Genomic DNA, 18494 nt, shown 5'->3' on the forward strand with positions numbered 1-18494 from the left:
ATAACACAGTCCTATGATTATGAATTTAGGAGGCAACATCAATGTCAAACAAAATTGTAGTTGAAAATGGCGTACTTAATGTACCAAACAATCCAGTGATTCCATTCATCGAAGGTGACGGAATCGGTCCTGATATTTGGGCTGCAGCATCACGCGTAATCGACGCAGCAGTAGAAAAAGCTTACAACGGTGAAAAGAAAATCGAATGGTTAGAAGTTTTAGCTGGTGAAAAAGCATTCAACCAAACTGGTGAATGGTTACCACAAGAAACTTTAGACAAAATTAACGAATACCTAATCGCAATCAAAGGTCCTCTTACTACTCCAATCGGTGGTGGTATCCGCTCTCTAAACGTAGCATTACGTCAACAACTTGACCTATATGTATGCTTACGTCCAGTACGTCACTTTGATGGAGTACCTTCTCCAGTTAAACGTCCAGAAGACGTTGATATGGTTATCTTCCGCGAAAACACAGAAGACATCTATGCTGGTATTGAATTCGAATCTGGTTCTGAACAAGCACAAAAAATCATCAACTTCTTACAAACTGAATTTGGTGTTAACAAAATCCGCTTCCCAGAAACTTCTGGTATCGGTGTAAAACCTGTATCTAAAGAAGGTACTGAGCGTTTAGTACGTTCTGCTATCGAATATGCTATTAATCATAAACGCCCATCTGTTACTTTAGTACACAAAGGTAACATCATGAAATTCACTGAAGGTGGATTCAAAAAATGGGGTTATGAATTAGCTGAAAAAGAATTTGCTGATCAAACTTTCACTTGGAACCAATATGATGCTATTAAAGCTGAACAAGGTGAAGAAGCAGCAAACAAAGCACAAGCTGACGCTTTAGCAGCTGGTAAAATCTTAGTTAAAGATTCTATCGCTGATATCTTCTTACAACAAATCTTAACTCGTCCAAATGAGTTCGACGTAGTTGCTACAATGAACTTAAACGGTGACTATATCTCTGATGCATTAGCTGCACAAGTTGGTGGTATCGGTATCGCTCCAGGTGCAAACATTAACTATGTAACTGGACACGCGATCTTCGAAGCTACTCACGGTACAGCTCCAAAATATGCTGGTCAAGATAAAGTAAACCCATCTTCAGTATTACTTTCAGGCGTATTAATGCTTGAGCACTTAGGATGGCAAGAAGCAGCTGACATGGTTACTAAATCTGTAGAGAAAACAATCTCTTCTAAAGTTGTAACTTACGACTTTGCTCGTTTAATGGACGGCGCTAAAGAAGTAAAATGTTCAGAATTCGCTACTGAATTAATCAAAAACCTTTAATTTTCTATTTTAAATAGAAATTATAGTTAAAGCGGATGTTATTCTGCCGATATAATTAGGGTGAAATGTAAATTTCTATTGAACTTAGCTTAATAAAATATTTACGATGAACTTGTTTAATCGAGGGAGGAGAATTTATTCTCCTCCCTTTTTTAAATTCATTCAGCGGGTGTTTAAACACCTGCTGAATGAAGCCTCCGGCCGGATGTCACGGAATCAGAAAGGAGTTCTTTGTGCTTGCACAAAGCTGATTCCTGACGCAATTATGCCGAGGCATAATTGATTATATAACCTAATTTTAAAGGAGCGTATTCGAATGTCTCTGAAACGAAAAAAAATCTCAGTAATCGGTAGTGGTTTTACTGGCGCTACTGCAGCATTTTTAGCAGCTCAAAAAGAACTTGGTGATGTAGTGTTAGTGGATATCCCTCAAGCTGAAAACCCAACAAAAGGTAAAGCTCTAGATATGTGGGAAGCTGCACCAGTGCAAGGCTATGATTCTTATGTTAAAGGTACTTCTAATTATGCGGATACTGCAGATTCTGATGTAGTAATTATCACTGCTGGTGTTGCTCGTAAACCAGGTATGAGCCGTGACGATCTTGTTCAAATTAACCAAGATGTAATGAAAGCTGTTTCCAAAGAAATTGCTAAGTACTCACCAAATGCAACAATCCTTGTTCTTACAAACCCAGTTGATGCAATGACTTACACAGTATTCAAAGAAACTGGTTTCCCTAAAAATCGTGTAATAGGTCAATCAGGTGTACTCGATACGGCTCGTTTCTGTGCGTTTGTAGCTGAAGAACTTAATATCTCCGTAAAAGACATCACAGGTTTTGTTTTAGGTGGGCATGGTGATACAATGGTGCCACTAACTCGCTACTCATTCGCTGGTGGTATTCCATTAGAATCATTAATCCCAGCAGAGCGTCTTGAAGAGATTGTTGACCGTACACGAAAAGGTGGCGCTGAAATCGTTAACCTTCTTGGAAACGGTTCTGCATATTATGCTCCTTCAGCGGCGCTTATTGAAATGGCGGAAGCTATCATTAAAGACCAAAAACGTATACTTCCATCTATTGCATACTTAGAAGGCGAATATGGCTACAATGATTTATACCTAGGTGTTCCGACATTATTAGGTGCAAATGGTGTAGAAAAAATCTTTGAACTTGAATTAACAGACAATGAAAAAGCAGCTTTAGATAAATCGGCAGAAGCAGTCCGCGATGTTATGAAAGTTTTAGCTTAATAAAAGTTTATGAAATCGAGTAGGATTCATTCCTACTCGGTTTTTTTAAGTATTTAGGTATCAAAAAGTAGAGTAAAAATGTACGGACATATGTGCAAGAGTAGAAATATGCTAAAATTATCCTATCAATAAGTACATCGAGGTTTATCTGCCTACATTTGTTTGAACAAAGAGACAAAATAAAGTTTTTGAGAAAAATGAAAAATCCTTCTGTACTGGCAGGCGTATAACCTAACAAATAAATTTTTATATTTTATTATTGGGAGGACGAAATAATGGATATAGTAAATCAATTTTTAAACGGCTTGAGAGGGGCATTATCAACAGAGGAGCTAGAGGAACTAAATACCGCTAGTGGTGCTACAAAAGAAAATATTGAAACGCTAAAGTCAGAATATCCAAATTGTCCAGAATCACTAATCTGTCTACTTGATAATATTGATGGTACATATTGGCGGAAATATGGAGAAAGCGAAATTGCGGTTTGTATTTTGGGTTCAGATGTTGAAGAAGGTAAATATCCTTACTATTTGCTGTCTACACAGCAGATGCTCGAAAGTTCAAAAGAAGAAGAAGACGTCTCTTATCTTTTAGAATATGACGAGGAGGCTGTTGACTCTAAGATAAATCCGGAGGGACTTCTCCCAGGTATGTATATCCATTTTTCAGACTGTATGAATAATGGTGGATCATCGAGACTCTATATTGATTTTAACCCATCAGATGAAGGTGTATGCGGTCAAATAATTCGCTTTTTGCACGACCCTGATGAATATGAGGTGATAGCGAACAGCTTTGATGAGTATTTACAGGATCTTATTGACTGTGGTTTTATTTTTCTGGAAAACGAAGAACAGTAATCTCTTGTATTTTAGATATTAAAAATATTCAACAAACGGGCGACGAATGTTGAAAAGCTTGAATGATGTATCCATTTCATACACTTATTTTACCCAAAAATATATTGTCTGACATAATAGTTTACCAGGCAAAATGATTCGAAGCGTCTCACAGCGAAAAATATAGCAGCTTACGTATTGTTTTATATGAAAATATTAGATATTAGCGTCTTGCATCGTAATGAAATACGATAGCAGGACGCTTTTTGATTCCGCAAAAATTGGAGGCAACAACTTTGAAAATATTAACAGAACACTTCCAATAAAGTGGAGTTAACTTAAGTAGTGAAAAGCTTACCCTCTATAGCATTTATATACCTTACAGCAGAGTTATGAACAGATTGCTTTGCATCTTTTTTCACAATACGGAGAAAAGCATCATATATCCGTTCAAAATGTAAATTCTCTACTTGACTTAAGATTCTTTCCACTGTTTCAACAGGAAGAGGAATGAAATTAGGGAAACTATACATAAATGTTACCCAATTGCGATCAGCCACTACACGAATGATATCTCCAACTAGTAATATGCCTTTTTGTTGATAACCATTTTTCCATTCTAGTACAGTGGCTCCTTTAAAATGACCACCCATACGATAAAGAGTTAACCCATTCTGTAAAGTAAGGGATTCACCAGACCAAAAAATAATCTTGTCACTAGTCCTTGTAACCCATTTTTTATCATCCTCATGAATATAAATAGGTGCGTTAAAAGTTTCTGCCCACTCCACTTGACTTGAATAATAATGAGGATGAGATAATGCGATGGCATCAATTCCCCCTAATCTCTCAATTTTATCAATAGTTTCTTGATCAATATATGAAATACAATCCCATAACAAATTAAAACCCTGTTCTTGAATTAAATAAGTTGTTTGTCCAATTCCAAATGTCGGGCTAGTTGTAATACTGAATAATCCATCTTCTTCAAGATTGAAGTTATTTTTATAGATTTCAGAAGAAATCATTTTGTCCAAAGTTGTCCAAGTTTGCCCATTTACACTGACATATTGTCTTTCTTCTGAACAAATAGTACATTGCTTCGGCTCTTCCATTGATTTTTTATACTGCGCCCCACATGTTTCACAAATATAGTAATTCAAAATTACTCCTCCTTTAAAATCCTTGACCTCAATTCATTACACACCATATATTACCAACGTCATCCAGAAAAGTATTTACAACTTTAGTCTGAACTTCATAATTATGTTAATTAAATAGTTCGTTAATTTTTAGTTCATTCGGCGATTCTCTAATTTAGGAATTTTTGAAATCCGTAAATATGAAGAGGAGATGTCCTTTGTATTTTTTTCAGCTACGCTTTGGAGAATCTGGTCGTTCAACATTCATCGGCTAAATATTAAAAAGAATGGCTACACAATTCTCGATTAAAGACAAAGGACCGATAAACAATGTTGCTGCCGCTTCGCTTTCGCACAGAAAACATTGCTGAATGAAGATAAAATGGTTACTCTGCTTTTCGTTGTACTTTTGGAATAAAATTGATACTATGAAGGTATATGATAGAAAAGGGGTTGGCGTATTTTTGCTTCAAAAAAACAGTAAGCTTGGTCTCTCTATTGATGAAATTACAGTTGGCGAGAAGATTCATATAACCGAAAAGATAGAAGATAAGGATTTATTGCTTTATTTAGGACTTACGAATGATAATAATCCACTTTATATTCAACATGATTATGCTGCAATGACACCTTTTCAAAAGCCAATCGTACCAACAATCATGTTAAATGGCATTATTACTTCAGCTGTGTCAAAGTATATTCCCGGACCAGGTGCACGAATTATTGAGCAACATATAAAATATTTAGGACCGCTCTATCATTATGAATTATTTGATACTCTTTTAGAAGTAACAGAAGTAAATAAATTACAAAATACGATTACAGTATCAGTACACTCATATAATGAGCAAAAGGAACTTGTGATTGAAGGTACTTTACTAGTAACACCACCATTTACTTTATAAACGTCTTGAGATTTGAAATGGGGGTTTCAAATCACTAACGGAGGCATTACACATGACAAAAACGATTTTAGTTGTAGAAGATGAATTTTCTATTGCGACATTATTGAAATATAATTTAGAGCAGGCTGGATATGTTGTCGAAACAGCTGCAGATGGGCAAGAGGGTCTGGATAAGGCAATTGACTTACAGCCAGATTTAATTTTATTAGATTTGATGCTTCCAAGACTTGATGGTATGGAGGTTTGTAAACAAATTCGTCAACAACGTATGAATACACCTATTATTATGCTAACAGCAAAGGATGACGAGTTCGATAAAGTACTTGGTCTAGAGCTAGGAGCAGATGATTATATGACGAAACCCTTTAGTCCACGCGAAGTATTAGCGCGGGTAAAGGCTGTTTTAAGACGTTTTACACAAAATGTAGTGGCTGAAGATAAGAATGGGTCACAAGAGAAAATGTATGAATTTGGACAATTACGTGTTTTTCCAGAGCGTTTTGAAGTGTTTTTACAGGATGAAGCACTGGAATTTACACCAAAAGAATTTGAACTACTCATTTATTTACTTGAAAATAAAAACCGTGTTTTAACACGTGATCAGCTATTAAGTGCTGTATGGAAGTATGACTTTGCTGGCGATACTCGAATTGTAGATGTGCATATAAGCCACCTTCGCGATAAAATCGAGGAAAATAGCCGTAAGCCGATATTCATCAAAACAATTCGCGGCCTTGGCTATAAATTCGAGGAGCCCAAAACGACATGAAATCAATGAGCAATCGCTTATTCTTGACATTCATGCTATTGCTTGGAACGATATTAGCTGTCCTAATGATTGTAATAGGTCAGCTTTTTCCTGTTTATATAGAACAGTACAACGAACAGGCTAATGTAGAGATGCAAGAATCTATTAACCGAGTATTAGACGAACGAATGATTGAACTATCTAAGGAAGATAAAGAGGCACTATATACTGCGCAAAACATTGAGGTAAAAGATTCTTTATTATCGACTGTTCATGCGCGACTTTATGTAGTGCTAGCGATTCTTTTTATCATAGCACTGATGTTAATGGCTATTGTAAGTCGCTATATGATTCGAAATTTCACTGCTCCTATTGATAACGTGACAGATACTGCACTTGAGCTGGCGAAAGGAAATTATCGTGCTCGTGCCCATGAAAATGAGCATGAACGCATGATGCCGCTTAGTCACTCCATCAATATTTTAGCGCGTAATTTACAGGATATTACGACGATTCGTGAGGTAGAAGAGGAACGGCTTAAAACGTTAATTGAAAACATGGGAAGCTCCCTCATGATGATAGGACGTGAAGGAAATATATCCATTGTGAACCGTGTATTTTTAGAGCGTTTCGGTATGCAAATTGACGATGTACAAGGGAAAGTTTTTCGTACAATTGGTTTACCAAAATCACTAGAGCAATTTATTGATCATGTGTTTCTAACGGAAATGCCTTATCGACAACAAATTAAAATGGAGGTCCAACAGGAGCTGTATAATAAGGAAGTGTACGGAGCACCTGTTATAGGGGATCATGGTCGTTGGCTTGGTGTCGTTATCGTTATGCATGATATTACGGAGCTTGTTCGTTTAGAGCAAATTCGTAAGGACTTTGTAGCAAACGTATCTCATGAATTGCGTACACCTATTACATCTATTAAAGGCTTTTCTGAAACATTACTGGATGGTGCGTATAAGGATGAAAAAATGCTCCTATCTTTTTTAGAAATCATTTATAAAGAAAGTAACCGTCTGCAGATGCTTATACAGGATTTACTAGAGTTATCGAAAATTGAACAGCATGGTTTTACCGTTAATATTATGCCGATGGGCTTGCAAGATGTGCTTATACGTGGGGCAGAGCTGACAGGTCCTCGTCTGGATGAAAAAAATATGAGCTTTTATGTTGATATAGAGCGTGATGTTCAAGTTATGGGTGATGCCAATCGCATTATTCAAATTGTCACTAATTTAATTACCAATGCTATTACGTACTCTCCAGAAAATACAACCGTTACGATTCGTTTAAAGGAAAATGAAACGTACGGCATTCTTGAAATAGAAGATCAAGGTATAGGAATTGAAAAACATGAAATTGCTCGTGTCTTTGAACGCTTTTACCGTGTGGATCGTGCGCGAAGCAGGAATTCTGGGGGAACCGGTTTAGGACTTGCTATTGTGAAGCACTTAGTAGAGGCGCACCATGGTCGCATTCAGGTAGAAAGTGAAGTTGGTGTAGGAACAAAAATGATTGTTATGATTCCGAAAAATTAACGAATTCTTTACAATAGCATAATTTTAGATTCACAATGGGGTCTTATACTTGTTAGTAGAAACCCCCCTTATAAAATTGTTAAGACTATAAAATAGCCAAAAAATCTTTATTTAAATATAAATTAGATTTTTTATTTGTTGCTTAATTATCGCCACAATAGTAAGAATCTATTGCCAAACTTTTTGGTAATAGATTCTTTTTCTGTTTTACACGTAACACAAATAGGTGTAAAGTATAGTAGCATAATGTTCAACTAATAAGAAGTGTCTTTTTAGTTGAACCAATCGGGCTTGTACGGTCAGCTAATTAGCACACTTTATCTAGATGTAATCTATATTAGTGAGCGTTACAAGATAAAAAATTGAAAGAAGGATGACCATGAAAATCGTCAAAAGTATCGTGCAAATCGGCTATCTTTATGTAATTTTATTTGTTGGGAATAGTATTGCACGCCTACTTCACTTGCCGATTCCAGGGAGCATAATTGGACTAGTCTTATTGTTTTTACTATTGCAGTTTCATTTTATTAAGCTTGAATGGATTGAGCTAGGTGCAGGTTTATTACTTAGTGAACTATTACTATTTTTCATTCCATCTGCTATCGGAGTAATCGATTATACTGCATTATTCGGTGTGCAAGGTGTGAAAGCTGTGCTTGTAATTGTATTGAGTGCCATCGTTGTTATGTTTGCAACAGGTTTCACAGCACAATTGTTAGGGCAACGAAAGAAAGGTGATACTGCATGAGCTTTTTAACCGCTATAGTAAGTCTACTAGGTACTATCGCAGTTTTTTATATTTGTAAAATGTTTTATAAAAAGTATCAGAAGGAATGGTTATCACCTATATTGATTACACCGTTAGTGGTCATTATCATTTTGTTACTAACGGGTACATCTTATAAATCCTATACTGCAGGAGCCGGTATTTTATCAAATTTACTTGGACCAGCAACAGTTGCATTTGCGGTACCAATTTATAAAAATTTTAATCTATTAAAGAAACATGCTTTTGAAATTTTTCTAAGTATTGCAGTAGGCTCAGCCGTTGCCATTACATCTTCATTTATCATTGCTGTAGTAATTGGTTTAAATAATGAACTTGTGCATAGCTTAGTTCCACGTTCAGTTACGACACCAATAGCAATGGATATTTCCAACATGATTGGTGGCTCTCCTACACTTACCGCTGTTTTCGTTATGGTAACTGGTATTTTAGGGAGTCTAATAGCACCGTTAGTGATTAAAGTATGTCGTTTCCATCGACCATCCTCTAGAGGTCTAATGTTAGGAATGGGGGCGCATGGCACAGGTACTTCTAAAGCATTTGAACTTGGTGAGTTGGAAGGTACTTTTGCAAGTCTGGCCATGATTGTAGCCGCATTAATTAGCATTGTATTATCGACAACCTTTTTCCCAGCGTTTGAACATCTAGTTGTCAATATCCTGTTACCTTAAATGGTAACGGGATATTTTTTTGCGGATTAAAGATAGAGACTGCGCAAAAAAAATGGATGATCTTTACATTGTTCCTTATGTAAAACTGCCTAAAATAAAAAAGTAGTTTATTAAAATATTTTGAAACTTTTAAGTAAGTGTCCCGTATACAATAGTACTAAGTTTAAGGGAGGATTAGACATGAGTGTGAAAAGGTCACTAATGATGGTGGGACTTGGCATTTTCGGCATTGTTGCAATTATTGCGGTATTTACATCGTGGTACACGGTTGATGAATCAGAACAAGCCGTTGTCATTACGTTCGGTCGTGCTGATAATACAGTTACAGAACCAGGTTTACATTTTAAATTACCTTGGCCCGTACAATCGGTTCAGGTTTTATCAAAGGAAACATTTAGTTTAAAGTTTGGCTATAAGCAAAATGAAGATGGGGAATTGGAAACTTATGATGCTGAAACGAAAATGATTACAGGGGATGAACATATTGTATTAACAGACCTTGTCGTTCAATGGAAAATTACAGAACCGAAAAAGTATTTATTCAGCTCACAAGATCCAGAAAAAATATTACATAGCGCTACGTCGAGTGCGATTCGATCCATTATCGGAAGTTCCAACATCGACGCTGCGTTAACTGAAGGGAAAGCGGACATAGAAGCCAAATCACGAGATTTACTCGTTTCTCTTGTTGAAAAATACGATATTGGTATAAGTGTTTTAGGGGTAAAACTACAGGATGTTGAGTTACCGAATGCAGATGTGCGAGCAGCCTTTACAGCTGTTACAGACGCACGTGAAATGAAAAATACAAAAATTAATCAAGCAGAAAAATATAAGAATCAGCGACTTAGCGAGGCTGAAGGTGAGAAGGATGCAATTATGTCGAAGGCTCAAGGTGAAAAAACAGCACGTATTGAGCAGGCTCAAGGGGATGTTGCTGTCTTTAATAAAATGTATGAGCAATATAAAGGTAATCAACAAATTACTCGCGAACGTTTAATTTTGGAAACACTTGAAAATGTATTACCTAAAGCACAAATTTATATTATGAATGATGATGGTAATACAATGAAATACTTGCCTCTTCAAGCATTGCAACCTGCAAAACAGGAGACACCTGCAACACAAGAAACACCTGCGACACAAGAAACATCAAAAGAGAAAAAAGAAGGGAGCGGTAACTAATGGATCAAAAAAATAAGGATCTTGAAAAATTCCTGAATTTTTTATCGGGTAAATCCAAAAATACTGCTCCAAAAGAAGGGGATACTATAGATAATGTGGTCAAAATGTCGAAAAAAGGCCCGATGAATCCGAAAAAATATATTTCTCTTGCTGTAACATTAACATCCGTTATTGCTATTGCCATTATATTATTTGCTAATGTTTATATAGTTAAAGAATCTGAATACGCAGTTGTTAGACAGTTTGGAGAAGTAGTGAAATTTCAGAGTGAGCCCGGCTTGAAAATAAAGGTTCCGTTTATTCAAAGCGTAACGAGGCTACCAAAAAACCAAATGACATATGAAGTTTCTGAAGAAGAAATTAATACAAAGGATAAAAAACGAATTATTATTGATAATTATGCAGTTTGGCATATAACTGATCCAAAGCAATTAATCTCAAATGCAGGAACAATAGAAAAAGTTGAATCACGTATGGAAGAGTTTATTTATTCAGTTATTCGTTCAGAGCTTGGTCGAATAGAATATAAGGCGATTATTAATGATGAAGGTTCTTCACGTGGGAGTATCAATGATCAGGTAACTGCACGTGTCAATGAGTTACTTTCAAATGATAAATATGGAATAGAAGTAGTAGATGTTCGTATTCGTCGTATTGACTTGCCCACTGAGAATGAGCAATCCGTGTTTACGAATATGATTTCGGATCGTGAATCAATCGCACAGAAATATTTATCTGAAGGTGACGCTGAGAAACGTCGTGTTGAAGCTCAAACAGATCAGCAGGTTCAAGAAATGCTCGCAACAGCGAAAAAGGATGGAGCATTGATTCAAGCGGAAGGTGAAGCAGAAGCTGCGAAAATTTACAATAAATCATTCTCTCAAGACCCTGAATTCTATTCATTGTACCGGACATTAGAATCATATAAGAAAACTATAGGTGAAGAAACGGTCATTATTTTGCCATCCACTTCACCGTATGCAAAAATATTATCTGGCTATATAAAGTGAAACTTTAATCAGTGGGGTAGTTTCTTCACCCCCACTGATTATTAGTCTTCATCAATCGGGCTTTATTGGCAGTTAATCTCCCGCTTAATTTCTTTGCTTTCGTGAATTTTGAGGTGGGAGTCTTGTACCTGACGCTTCGCTTTTGGTATAGATAAATTACTGCCCGTTAATAATATTATTATCCTTGCAGGGATAAATATATGAAGTCGTCTCAATTTTTTGAGACGGCTTTTTTACTCCTTACATAAAACTAGCAATACATTTTGTATGATATTTTTAAATACTGGTTACGAGTTTTTACAAGGATTATTTAATGAATGGCAATTTTAATATAAGTTGATTGAAGTGGAGACTGAGCGACTCTTTGGGGATCAACAATCGAGGAACGAAGGCTAAAAGCATCATATCCTGTGATAACGCCTTCGTGACCAACATCGGTAAAGCGCCCAGGCGGAACGGAATTCAACCCGACTTTACGGTGATAGGCAGTTATGATCTGGTTTTGAGGTTTTGAATTTTGTATCGTATTTTTTATAAAAATCTATCATTTATCGATGGTATGTTATGAAAATGATAGAAATTTATAATTTTGTATTTCGTATATGACTATTATCTGATAGAATGATAATGTTGAAAAATAAAAAATGGGGGTAATAGTTGTGAAGTTGCAAATTAGTAAGTGGCTCCAAAATTTAGGAATAGCTTGTAGTATTGCATCGTTATTTACACTTTTCTTCCGTCTATCAGATTTTGCATGGATCACAAAAAGTGTTTATCATATACCAGTATTTTTTGTTATTTTGTTTTTATTAAGTTTAGTCATTGCTGAGGATGTACGAAAAATATTTAAAAAAATATTTTTGTATGAAAAGCGAAAAGTTAAGCGTCCTATTTGGCAAGTAGGGATTGGCTTCATTTTCTTTTTAGCACAAATCAGCGCTGTAATGGTTTTCGATACAGAGCTTACACATCCAAAGCTGGGCGGTATGCCAATGTTTTTAGTGTTTGCCTTTATGAATGCCTTTATTTTGACTGTCATATATGAAGAAATTTTCTATCGTAAAGAAAAAACAAATAAAGTTGGTAAATAACGACGGGGAAGTCAATTACAATAAGTGATTGGCTTTTTTTGTGTGTAGTCAAACATACGTTTATCTATTGCTGTAGAAAATTTGGTGATTTACAACGTTATGATTGGTAAAATAACCGTTTTCTCGATAAAGTAAAAGGAAGAGGCATTTTCAAACATACGTTTTCGTTTTACAATTAAGAAGACGAAAACGCAGGAGGATAAAATCATGACAAAGGAAAAATTGCTATTATTGGACGGCAATAGTTTAGCATATCGCGCTTTTTTTGCGTTACCATTATTGACGAATGAAAGTGGAATTCATACGAATGCAGTGTACGGCTTTACAACGATGCTACAAAGAATATTGGAGGAAGAGCAACCAACGAAAATTTTGGTTGCCTTTGATGCGGGTAAGACAACCTTCCGTCATGAAACATATACGGAATATAAGGGTGGTCGACAAAAGACTCCATCAGAATTATCTGAGCAGTTCCCTTATATACGTAAGCTTATCGATGCTTATGGTATTAAGCGATATGAGCTTGAAATGTACGAAGCGGACGACATTATAGGGACACTTGCCAATGAAGCTTCGACTCAGGATATGGATGTCATCGTTGTATCAGGAGATCGTGACTTAACACAGCTCGCGACTGAGCAAGTAACAGTATACATTACGAAAAAAGGTATTACTGAAATTGAAAAAAATACACCTGCTTTTATTGCAGAAAAATATGGCTTAACGCCGCAACAAATTATTGATATGAAAGGTTTAATGGGGGATTCTTCAGATAATATCCCTGGTGTACCAGGTGTCGGTGAAAAAACGGCTGTTAAATTACTTAAAGAGCATGGTTCAGTAGAGTCGCTTTATGCGGCAATGGATACAGTGAAGGCTTCTAAAATGAAAGAAAAATTAGTTGCCAATGAAGAACAGGCACTAATGAGTAAAAAGCTAGCTACTATTTTTACAAAAGCGCCGATTGATATAACACTTTCTGATCTTGCTTACAATGGTCCGAATGAGGAAGAATTAATTAGTGTGTGGCAAGAGCTTGGTTTTAAATCACTACTAGAAAAAAGTGATTTTACTGTCCAAGAAGAGGAACAGGCACCTTTTGACTATGAAATTTTGGAAGAAGTAAAGCAAGAGCATTTAAAAGATGTAATGGCAGTGCACTTGGAGTTAGAGGACGAGCATTATCATACTTGCCAGCAACTAGGTATTGCATTAACAGATGGAGCGAAAACAATGTACGTGCCATTTGATCTTGCGGCTAAATCAGATGTTCTGCGTCTCTGGTTAGAAGATGCTACTAAAATAAAGTATATGTCTGATTCAAAAGCATCTCAAGCTGCGTTAAAACGTGCGGGAATACGTTTAGCTGGTGTGGAATTTGACTTATTGCTTGCTTCTTATATTAATAACCCTGCCCTAAGTGGGGATGATGTGGCAACTCTTGCAAAAGAACTAGGCTATCGTAATGTGCAGGCAAATGAGGCCGTTTATGGTAAAGGGGTAAAACGAGCTATACCAGCTATAGATGCACTTTCTGAGCATGCTAGCCGCAAAGCCTTTGCTGTGTGGTCTTTACAGCCAAAGCTTGAGACATTGTTAAAGGAAAATGAACAGTTCGAGCTCTATAAGAACTTAGAACTTCCGCTTGCTTCTATTTTAGGAGAAATGGAAAGTGAAGGGATTACGGTCAATCGTGCCACATTAGAGAAAATGGGTCAGGAATTAAATGACAAACTAATTGTTATTGAACAAGCAATTTATGCTGAAGCTGGAGAAACCTTCAATATTAATTCACCAAAGCAATTAGGCGTTATCCTCTTTGATAAGCTTGGTCTCCCTGTTATTAAAAAGACGAAAACAGGTTATTCCACTGCAGCGGATGTATTGGAAAAATTAAAACCAGAGCATGCGATTATTGAGCATATTCTTTTATATCGCCAGCTAGGAAAATTACAGTCAACTTATATCGAAGGCTTATTAAAGGAAATCCATAAAGAGGATGGAAAGGTGCATACGCGATTCCAGCAAGCATTAACAGCTACAGGGCGTTTAAGCTCTACGGATCCGAATTTACAGAACATCCCGATTCGTTTAGAAGAAGGGCGAAAAATTCGTCAGGCATTTGTGCCATCGAAAGAAGATTGGATATTATTTTCTGCCGATTATTCGCAAATCGAATTGCGTGTATTAGCCCATATGTCGAATGATAAAAATTTAGTCGAAGCTTTCCGTGAAGGTATGGATGTTCATACACGTACAGCAATGGATGTATTCCATGTTTCAGCAGATGAGGTCGATAGTAATATGCGCCGCGCTGCAAAAGCGGTGAACTTTGGTATTGTTTATGGGATTAGTGATTATGGCTTATCGCAAAACTTGGATATTACTCGTAAGGAAGCTGCTACATTTATTGAGAAATATTTTGCAAGTTTCCCAGGTGTAAAACAATACATGGATGATATCGTCCAAGATGCGAAGTTTAATGGTTATGTGACAACGATTTTAAATAGACGTCGATATTTACCTGACATTACGAGCTCGAATTTCAATCTACGAAGCTTTGCAGAGCGTACTGCGATGAATACACCAATTCAGGGAAGCGCAGCTGATATTATTAAAAAAGCAATGATTGATATGGATGCTCGTTTGAAAAAAGAAAATATGCAGGCAAAAATCCTTTTACAAGTGCATGATGAATTAATATTTGAAGCACCTAAAGAGGAGATTGCATTGCTTGAAAAAATAGTACCAGAAGTTATGGAGAACGCAATCGAGCTTTCAGTACCATTAAAAGTAGATTTTAACTACGGTGCAACTTGGTACGAAGCAAAATAAGGAGAGGTTAAAATGCCTGAATTACCAGAGGTTGAAGGTGTCGTCCAGGCATTAAAACCTAAAATTGAAGGGCGGACAATTCAACAAGTTCAACTATCTGAAATTATTCGTTTTTCCTTTGGGGAAGGAAAGCAATGTATCGTGAAGCAAGCTGAGCCTGATGCATTTGAAATAACGTTGTCTCAAATGACGATTACAACAATTGAACGAAGAGCTAAATACATCTTCTTTCATTTACTGAAGGAAGATGTCCCTTATGTGCTTGTTAGCCATTTAGGGATGACAGGTGCTTGGTTTGTGGTAAATTCGCCTGAGGAAATCCAAGAGGTGAAATTTAAAAAGCATATCCATGCTACATTTCAAATGGTAGATGGTGGCTATTTAATTTATTCAGATATACGCCGCTTTGGTGAACTACGTTTTTTAACAAAAATTGAGGATCATGCACCATTAACAAAAATGGCACCAGAGCCATTCGATGAAATAGCATGTGATTATTTTATTGCGAAATCAAAGTTGCCGAAATATGAGAAAAAGGCCGTTAAAGATGTAATTATGGATGGGCAAGTCATTTCGGGCTGTGGTAATATTTACGCAACTGAAGCATTATTTGCGCAAAAAATTCATCCGGCCCGTACAATGAACCGCATTAGTGAAAAGCGTAAACGTGAATTGTTCGAGGCGATTGTCGCTATTTTAAGCCAAAGCATTGAGGCAGGAGGTTCAACAATTTCAGATTATCGTAATATAAATGGTGAGGCAGGAAGTATGCAGAATCGACTGCAAATGTATGGGAAGAAGATGTGTCCAACGTGTGGAACTGCAACGAGCCAAATGACGATAGGTGGGCGCACATCAGTCTTTTGCCCAAATTGTCAACATTAAAGGGGATTTAACTATGATTATCGGACTAACAGGAAGTATAGCGAGCGGAAAAAGTACAGTAGTAAAAATGATGACAGCACTTGGTTTACCAATTGTCGATGCAGATATTGTAGCGCGTGATGTTGTTGAACCAGGAACGGAGACTTTAAAGCTAATTGTTGAAAATTTTGGACAAGATATATTGCTAGAAGACGGGAGTTTAAATCGTGCTAAGCTGGGCGATATTATTTTTCACGAGCCTGTTAAGCGTAAAATGTTAAATGATATTATGCATCCTGCTATTCGTAAGGAAATGTTACGCCAGCGTGATGCGTATATAGAGGACGGAGAAAAGCATGTTGTCATGGATATTCCACTTTTATTTGAAAATAAATTACAGCATTTTGTTGAGCGCATTATTGTGGTATCGGTTAGTGAAGAGGTACAGCTACGTCGATTAATGGAGCGTAACAACTTATCAAAGGAGGATGCACTAGCCCGAATGCATTCTCAGTTACCAATGTCAGTCAAAGAAAAAGGTGCTCATGCGGTTATTTACAACAATGAAAAATTAGAACAAACAGAGCAACAACTGAAAAAAATCCTGACATCTTGGGACGTATTATAATTAATTAAAAATCTGTAAATTCATTCGATGCGTAGCAATGACATATTGCTACGCATCATTTTTTTCTCAACACAATCTAAGAATAGACTTATAACAGAGACCGATATTGTGCATCTGCTATTGCTTCTGCTACGCTTTCACACAGAAAAATATTATTATGAAGTTTCATCACTGTAAATTAGAGTGATATGCCAGAAGATATACACTTTGTGAAGTGGTTGATTGGAGTGGAGGCTAGGCGACTCCTTGGGGATTAGCGTCACAGATGAGACCCTGCAGCGAAGCGAAGCGGCTCATCGGACGCCCCCAGGAAAGCGCCCGGCCGGAACGGAAATCAACCCCTTGTTTTGCCGAAGAGCCATACTATATTTAATATGACACCCTATTTCATAGACGTTATTGTGTTTTAAAAACATGGATGCATAGCAAAAACACTTTGCTATGCATTTTTTTGTGAGTTTATACCATAATAAGGACTAATTTAGGCGATTTTATTTTTCAGAAAATAAGAACTTTAATATTATGAATATATAATGTTCATCTTTTTTGAAATTGTGTTATACTAATCACCATAAAGTATATAATTAATCTGAGTTTGCACTCACAGGAGGATTTTATAAATGACAGTATCAGTTGCTATTAATGGTTTCGGACGTATCGGACGTATGGTTTTCCGCCAAGCGATCGTACAAGAAGGTTTAAATATCGTTGCAATTAACGCCAGCTATTCAGCTGAAACGTTAGCACATTTGATTAAGTATGACACAAATCACGGAACGTTCGAGGGTTCAGTGGAGCCTGCAGGCGATGCTTTAATCGTAAATGGTAAACGTGTTCAAATTATTAGCGAACGCGACCCATTAAAATTACCATGGGCAACAATGGGTGTGGATATCGTTATTGAAGCAACTGGTAAATTTAATGATCGTGAAAAAGCAGCAATGCACTTAGAAGCAGGCGCGAAGAAAGTAATCTTAACTGCACCTGGTAAAAACGAGGACGTAACAATTGTTTTAGGTGTAAATGATGAGAAACTTGATATCACAAAACATGATGTTATTTCAAATGCTTCTTGTACAACAAACTGCTTAGCACCAGTTGCTAAAGTATTAAATGACACATTTGGTATCGAAAACGGTTTAATGACAACAGTTCACGCTTATACAAATGACCAAAAGAATCTAGACAATCCACATAAAGATTTACGTCGTGCACGTGGTTGCGCACAGTCTATCATTCCAACATCTACAGGTGCTGCAAAAGCATTGAAATTAGTGTTACCGGAATTAGAAGGCAAAATTCATGGTATGGCACTTCGTGTTCCGACACCAAACGTATCATTAGTTGACCTAGTAGTTGATTTAAATACTGATGTAACTGTAGATTCTATCAACGCTGCATTCGTTAAAGCAGCTACTGAAGGTCCAATGAAAGGTATTTTAAACTTCTCAGTTGAGCCTCTAGTATCTTCTGATTACAATACAACAACTTACTCTTCAACAGTAGATGGACTTTCTACAATGGTATTGGGTAACCGCAAAGTGAAAGTGCTTGCTTGGTACGACAATGAGTGGGGTTATTCAGCACGCGTTGTAGATCTTGTTAAAAAAGTGGCAAAAGCATTAGAAACGGTTAATGCATAACCAAGCAAATATGTTGAGCACATTGAAATCCGAG

At 36.6% G+C, this 18494-nt stretch carries 16 protein-coding genes; 15 read left to right on the forward strand and 1 reads right to left on the reverse strand.

Going from position 1 to position 18494, the window contains the following annotated elements; all coding sequences use genetic code 11:
• The first annotated feature begins 41 nt into the window (after positions 1-41).
• The 3 genes from icd (at position 42) to ABNX05_RS07880 (ending at position 3419) form a co-directional block, all read left to right on the forward strand.
• Positions 42-1304 (forward strand): NADP-dependent isocitrate dehydrogenase, encoded by a 1263-nt coding sequence (gene icd / locus ABNX05_RS07870; protein WP_349659215.1) that lies wholly within the window; start codon positions 42-44, stop codon positions 1302-1304.
• Positions 1305-1620: 316 nt separating this feature from the next.
• Positions 1621-2559 carry a malate dehydrogenase gene (gene mdh / locus ABNX05_RS07875; protein ID WP_349659216.1) on the forward strand — a complete coding sequence of 313 codons (939 nt, stop codon included), beginning with the start codon at positions 1621-1623 and terminating at the stop codon, positions 2557-2559.
• Between the two features lie 275 nt (positions 2560-2834).
• Positions 2835-3419 (forward strand): SMI1/KNR4 family protein, encoded by a 585-nt coding sequence (locus ABNX05_RS07880; protein ID WP_349659217.1) that lies wholly within the window; start codon positions 2835-2837, stop codon positions 3417-3419.
• 317 nt (positions 3420-3736) lie between these two features.
• Here ABNX05_RS07880 and ABNX05_RS07885 read toward each other — a convergent pair whose 3' ends face one another.
• Positions 3737-4561: an MBL fold metallo-hydrolase gene (locus ABNX05_RS07885; protein ID WP_349659218.1), complete on the reverse strand. Its 825-nt coding sequence runs from the start codon at positions 4559-4561 to the stop codon at positions 3737-3739.
• A gap of 443 nt (positions 4562-5004) precedes the next feature.
• Here ABNX05_RS07885 and ABNX05_RS07890 point away from each other — a divergent pair, with 443 nt between their 5' ends.
• The 12 genes from ABNX05_RS07890 to ABNX05_RS07945 all read left to right on the forward strand — a co-directional run bounded on the left by ABNX05_RS07890 (position 5005) and on the right by ABNX05_RS07945 (position 18460).
• Entirely contained in the window at positions 5005-5445 is a 441-nt protein-coding gene (locus ABNX05_RS07890; protein WP_349659311.1) for a MaoC/PaaZ C-terminal domain-containing protein, read from the forward strand.
• 52 nt (positions 5446-5497) lie between these two features.
• On the forward strand, positions 5498-6214 hold the full coding sequence (locus ABNX05_RS07895) for a response regulator transcription factor (protein ID WP_079561585.1): 717 nt from the start codon (positions 5498-5500) through the stop codon (positions 6212-6214).
• Positions 6211-7746, forward strand: coding sequence for a two-component system histidine kinase PnpS (gene pnpS, locus ABNX05_RS07900; RefSeq protein ID WP_349659219.1), 1536 nt, complete (start codon positions 6211-6213; stop codon positions 7744-7746). Before ABNX05_RS07895 ends, pnpS begins: the two co-directional genes overlap by 4 nt.
• Before the next feature lie 379 nt (positions 7747-8125).
• Positions 8126-8494, forward strand: coding sequence for a CidA/LrgA family holin-like protein (locus tag ABNX05_RS07905; protein ID WP_349659220.1), 369 nt, complete (start codon positions 8126-8128; stop codon positions 8492-8494).
• Positions 8491-9204: an LrgB family protein gene (locus ABNX05_RS07910; RefSeq protein ID WP_349659221.1), complete on the forward strand. Its 714-nt coding sequence runs from the start codon at positions 8491-8493 to the stop codon at positions 9202-9204. Before ABNX05_RS07905 ends, ABNX05_RS07910 begins: the two co-directional genes overlap by 4 nt.
• A 180-nt stretch (positions 9205-9384) precedes the next feature.
• Positions 9385-10389: an FtsH protease activity modulator HflK gene (gene hflK / locus ABNX05_RS07915; protein ID WP_349659222.1), complete on the forward strand. Its 1005-nt coding sequence runs from the start codon at positions 9385-9387 to the stop codon at positions 10387-10389.
• On the forward strand, positions 10389-11399 hold the full coding sequence (gene hflC / locus ABNX05_RS07920) for a protease modulator HflC (RefSeq protein WP_349659223.1): 1011 nt from the start codon (positions 10389-10391) through the stop codon (positions 11397-11399). Before hflK ends, hflC begins: the two co-directional genes overlap by 1 nt.
• 659 nt (positions 11400-12058) lie before the next feature.
• The gene (locus tag ABNX05_RS07925; protein WP_349659224.1) at positions 12059-12490 is read left to right on the forward strand and encodes a DNA polymerase I; all 432 of its coding nucleotides are present in this window, start codon (positions 12059-12061) and stop codon (positions 12488-12490) included.
• A gap of 207 nt (positions 12491-12697) precedes the next feature.
• On the forward strand, positions 12698-15325 hold the full coding sequence (gene polA, locus ABNX05_RS07930) for a DNA polymerase I (RefSeq protein WP_349659225.1): 2628 nt from the start codon (positions 12698-12700) through the stop codon (positions 15323-15325).
• A gap of 12 nt (positions 15326-15337) precedes the next feature.
• Positions 15338-16210, forward strand: a complete 873-nt coding sequence (mutM, locus tag ABNX05_RS07935; protein ID WP_349659226.1) for a bifunctional DNA-formamidopyrimidine glycosylase/DNA-(apurinic or apyrimidinic site) lyase — start codon at positions 15338-15340, stop codon at positions 16208-16210.
• A 13-nt stretch (positions 16211-16223) separates the two neighbouring features.
• Positions 16224-16817 carry a dephospho-CoA kinase gene (coaE, locus tag ABNX05_RS07940; RefSeq protein WP_349659227.1) on the forward strand — a complete coding sequence of 198 codons (594 nt, stop codon included), beginning with the start codon at positions 16224-16226 and terminating at the stop codon, positions 16815-16817.
• A 620-nt stretch (positions 16818-17437) separates the two neighbouring features.
• Entirely contained in the window at positions 17438-18460 is a 1023-nt protein-coding gene (locus ABNX05_RS07945; RefSeq protein ID WP_349659228.1) for a glyceraldehyde-3-phosphate dehydrogenase, read from the forward strand.
• Positions 18461-18494 lie beyond the last annotated feature (34 nt).

The sequence above is a fragment of the Lysinibacillus zambalensis genome, assembly GCF_040183165.1.
GTDB lineage: Bacteria > Bacillota > Bacilli > Bacillales_A > Planococcaceae > Lysinibacillus > Lysinibacillus zambalensis.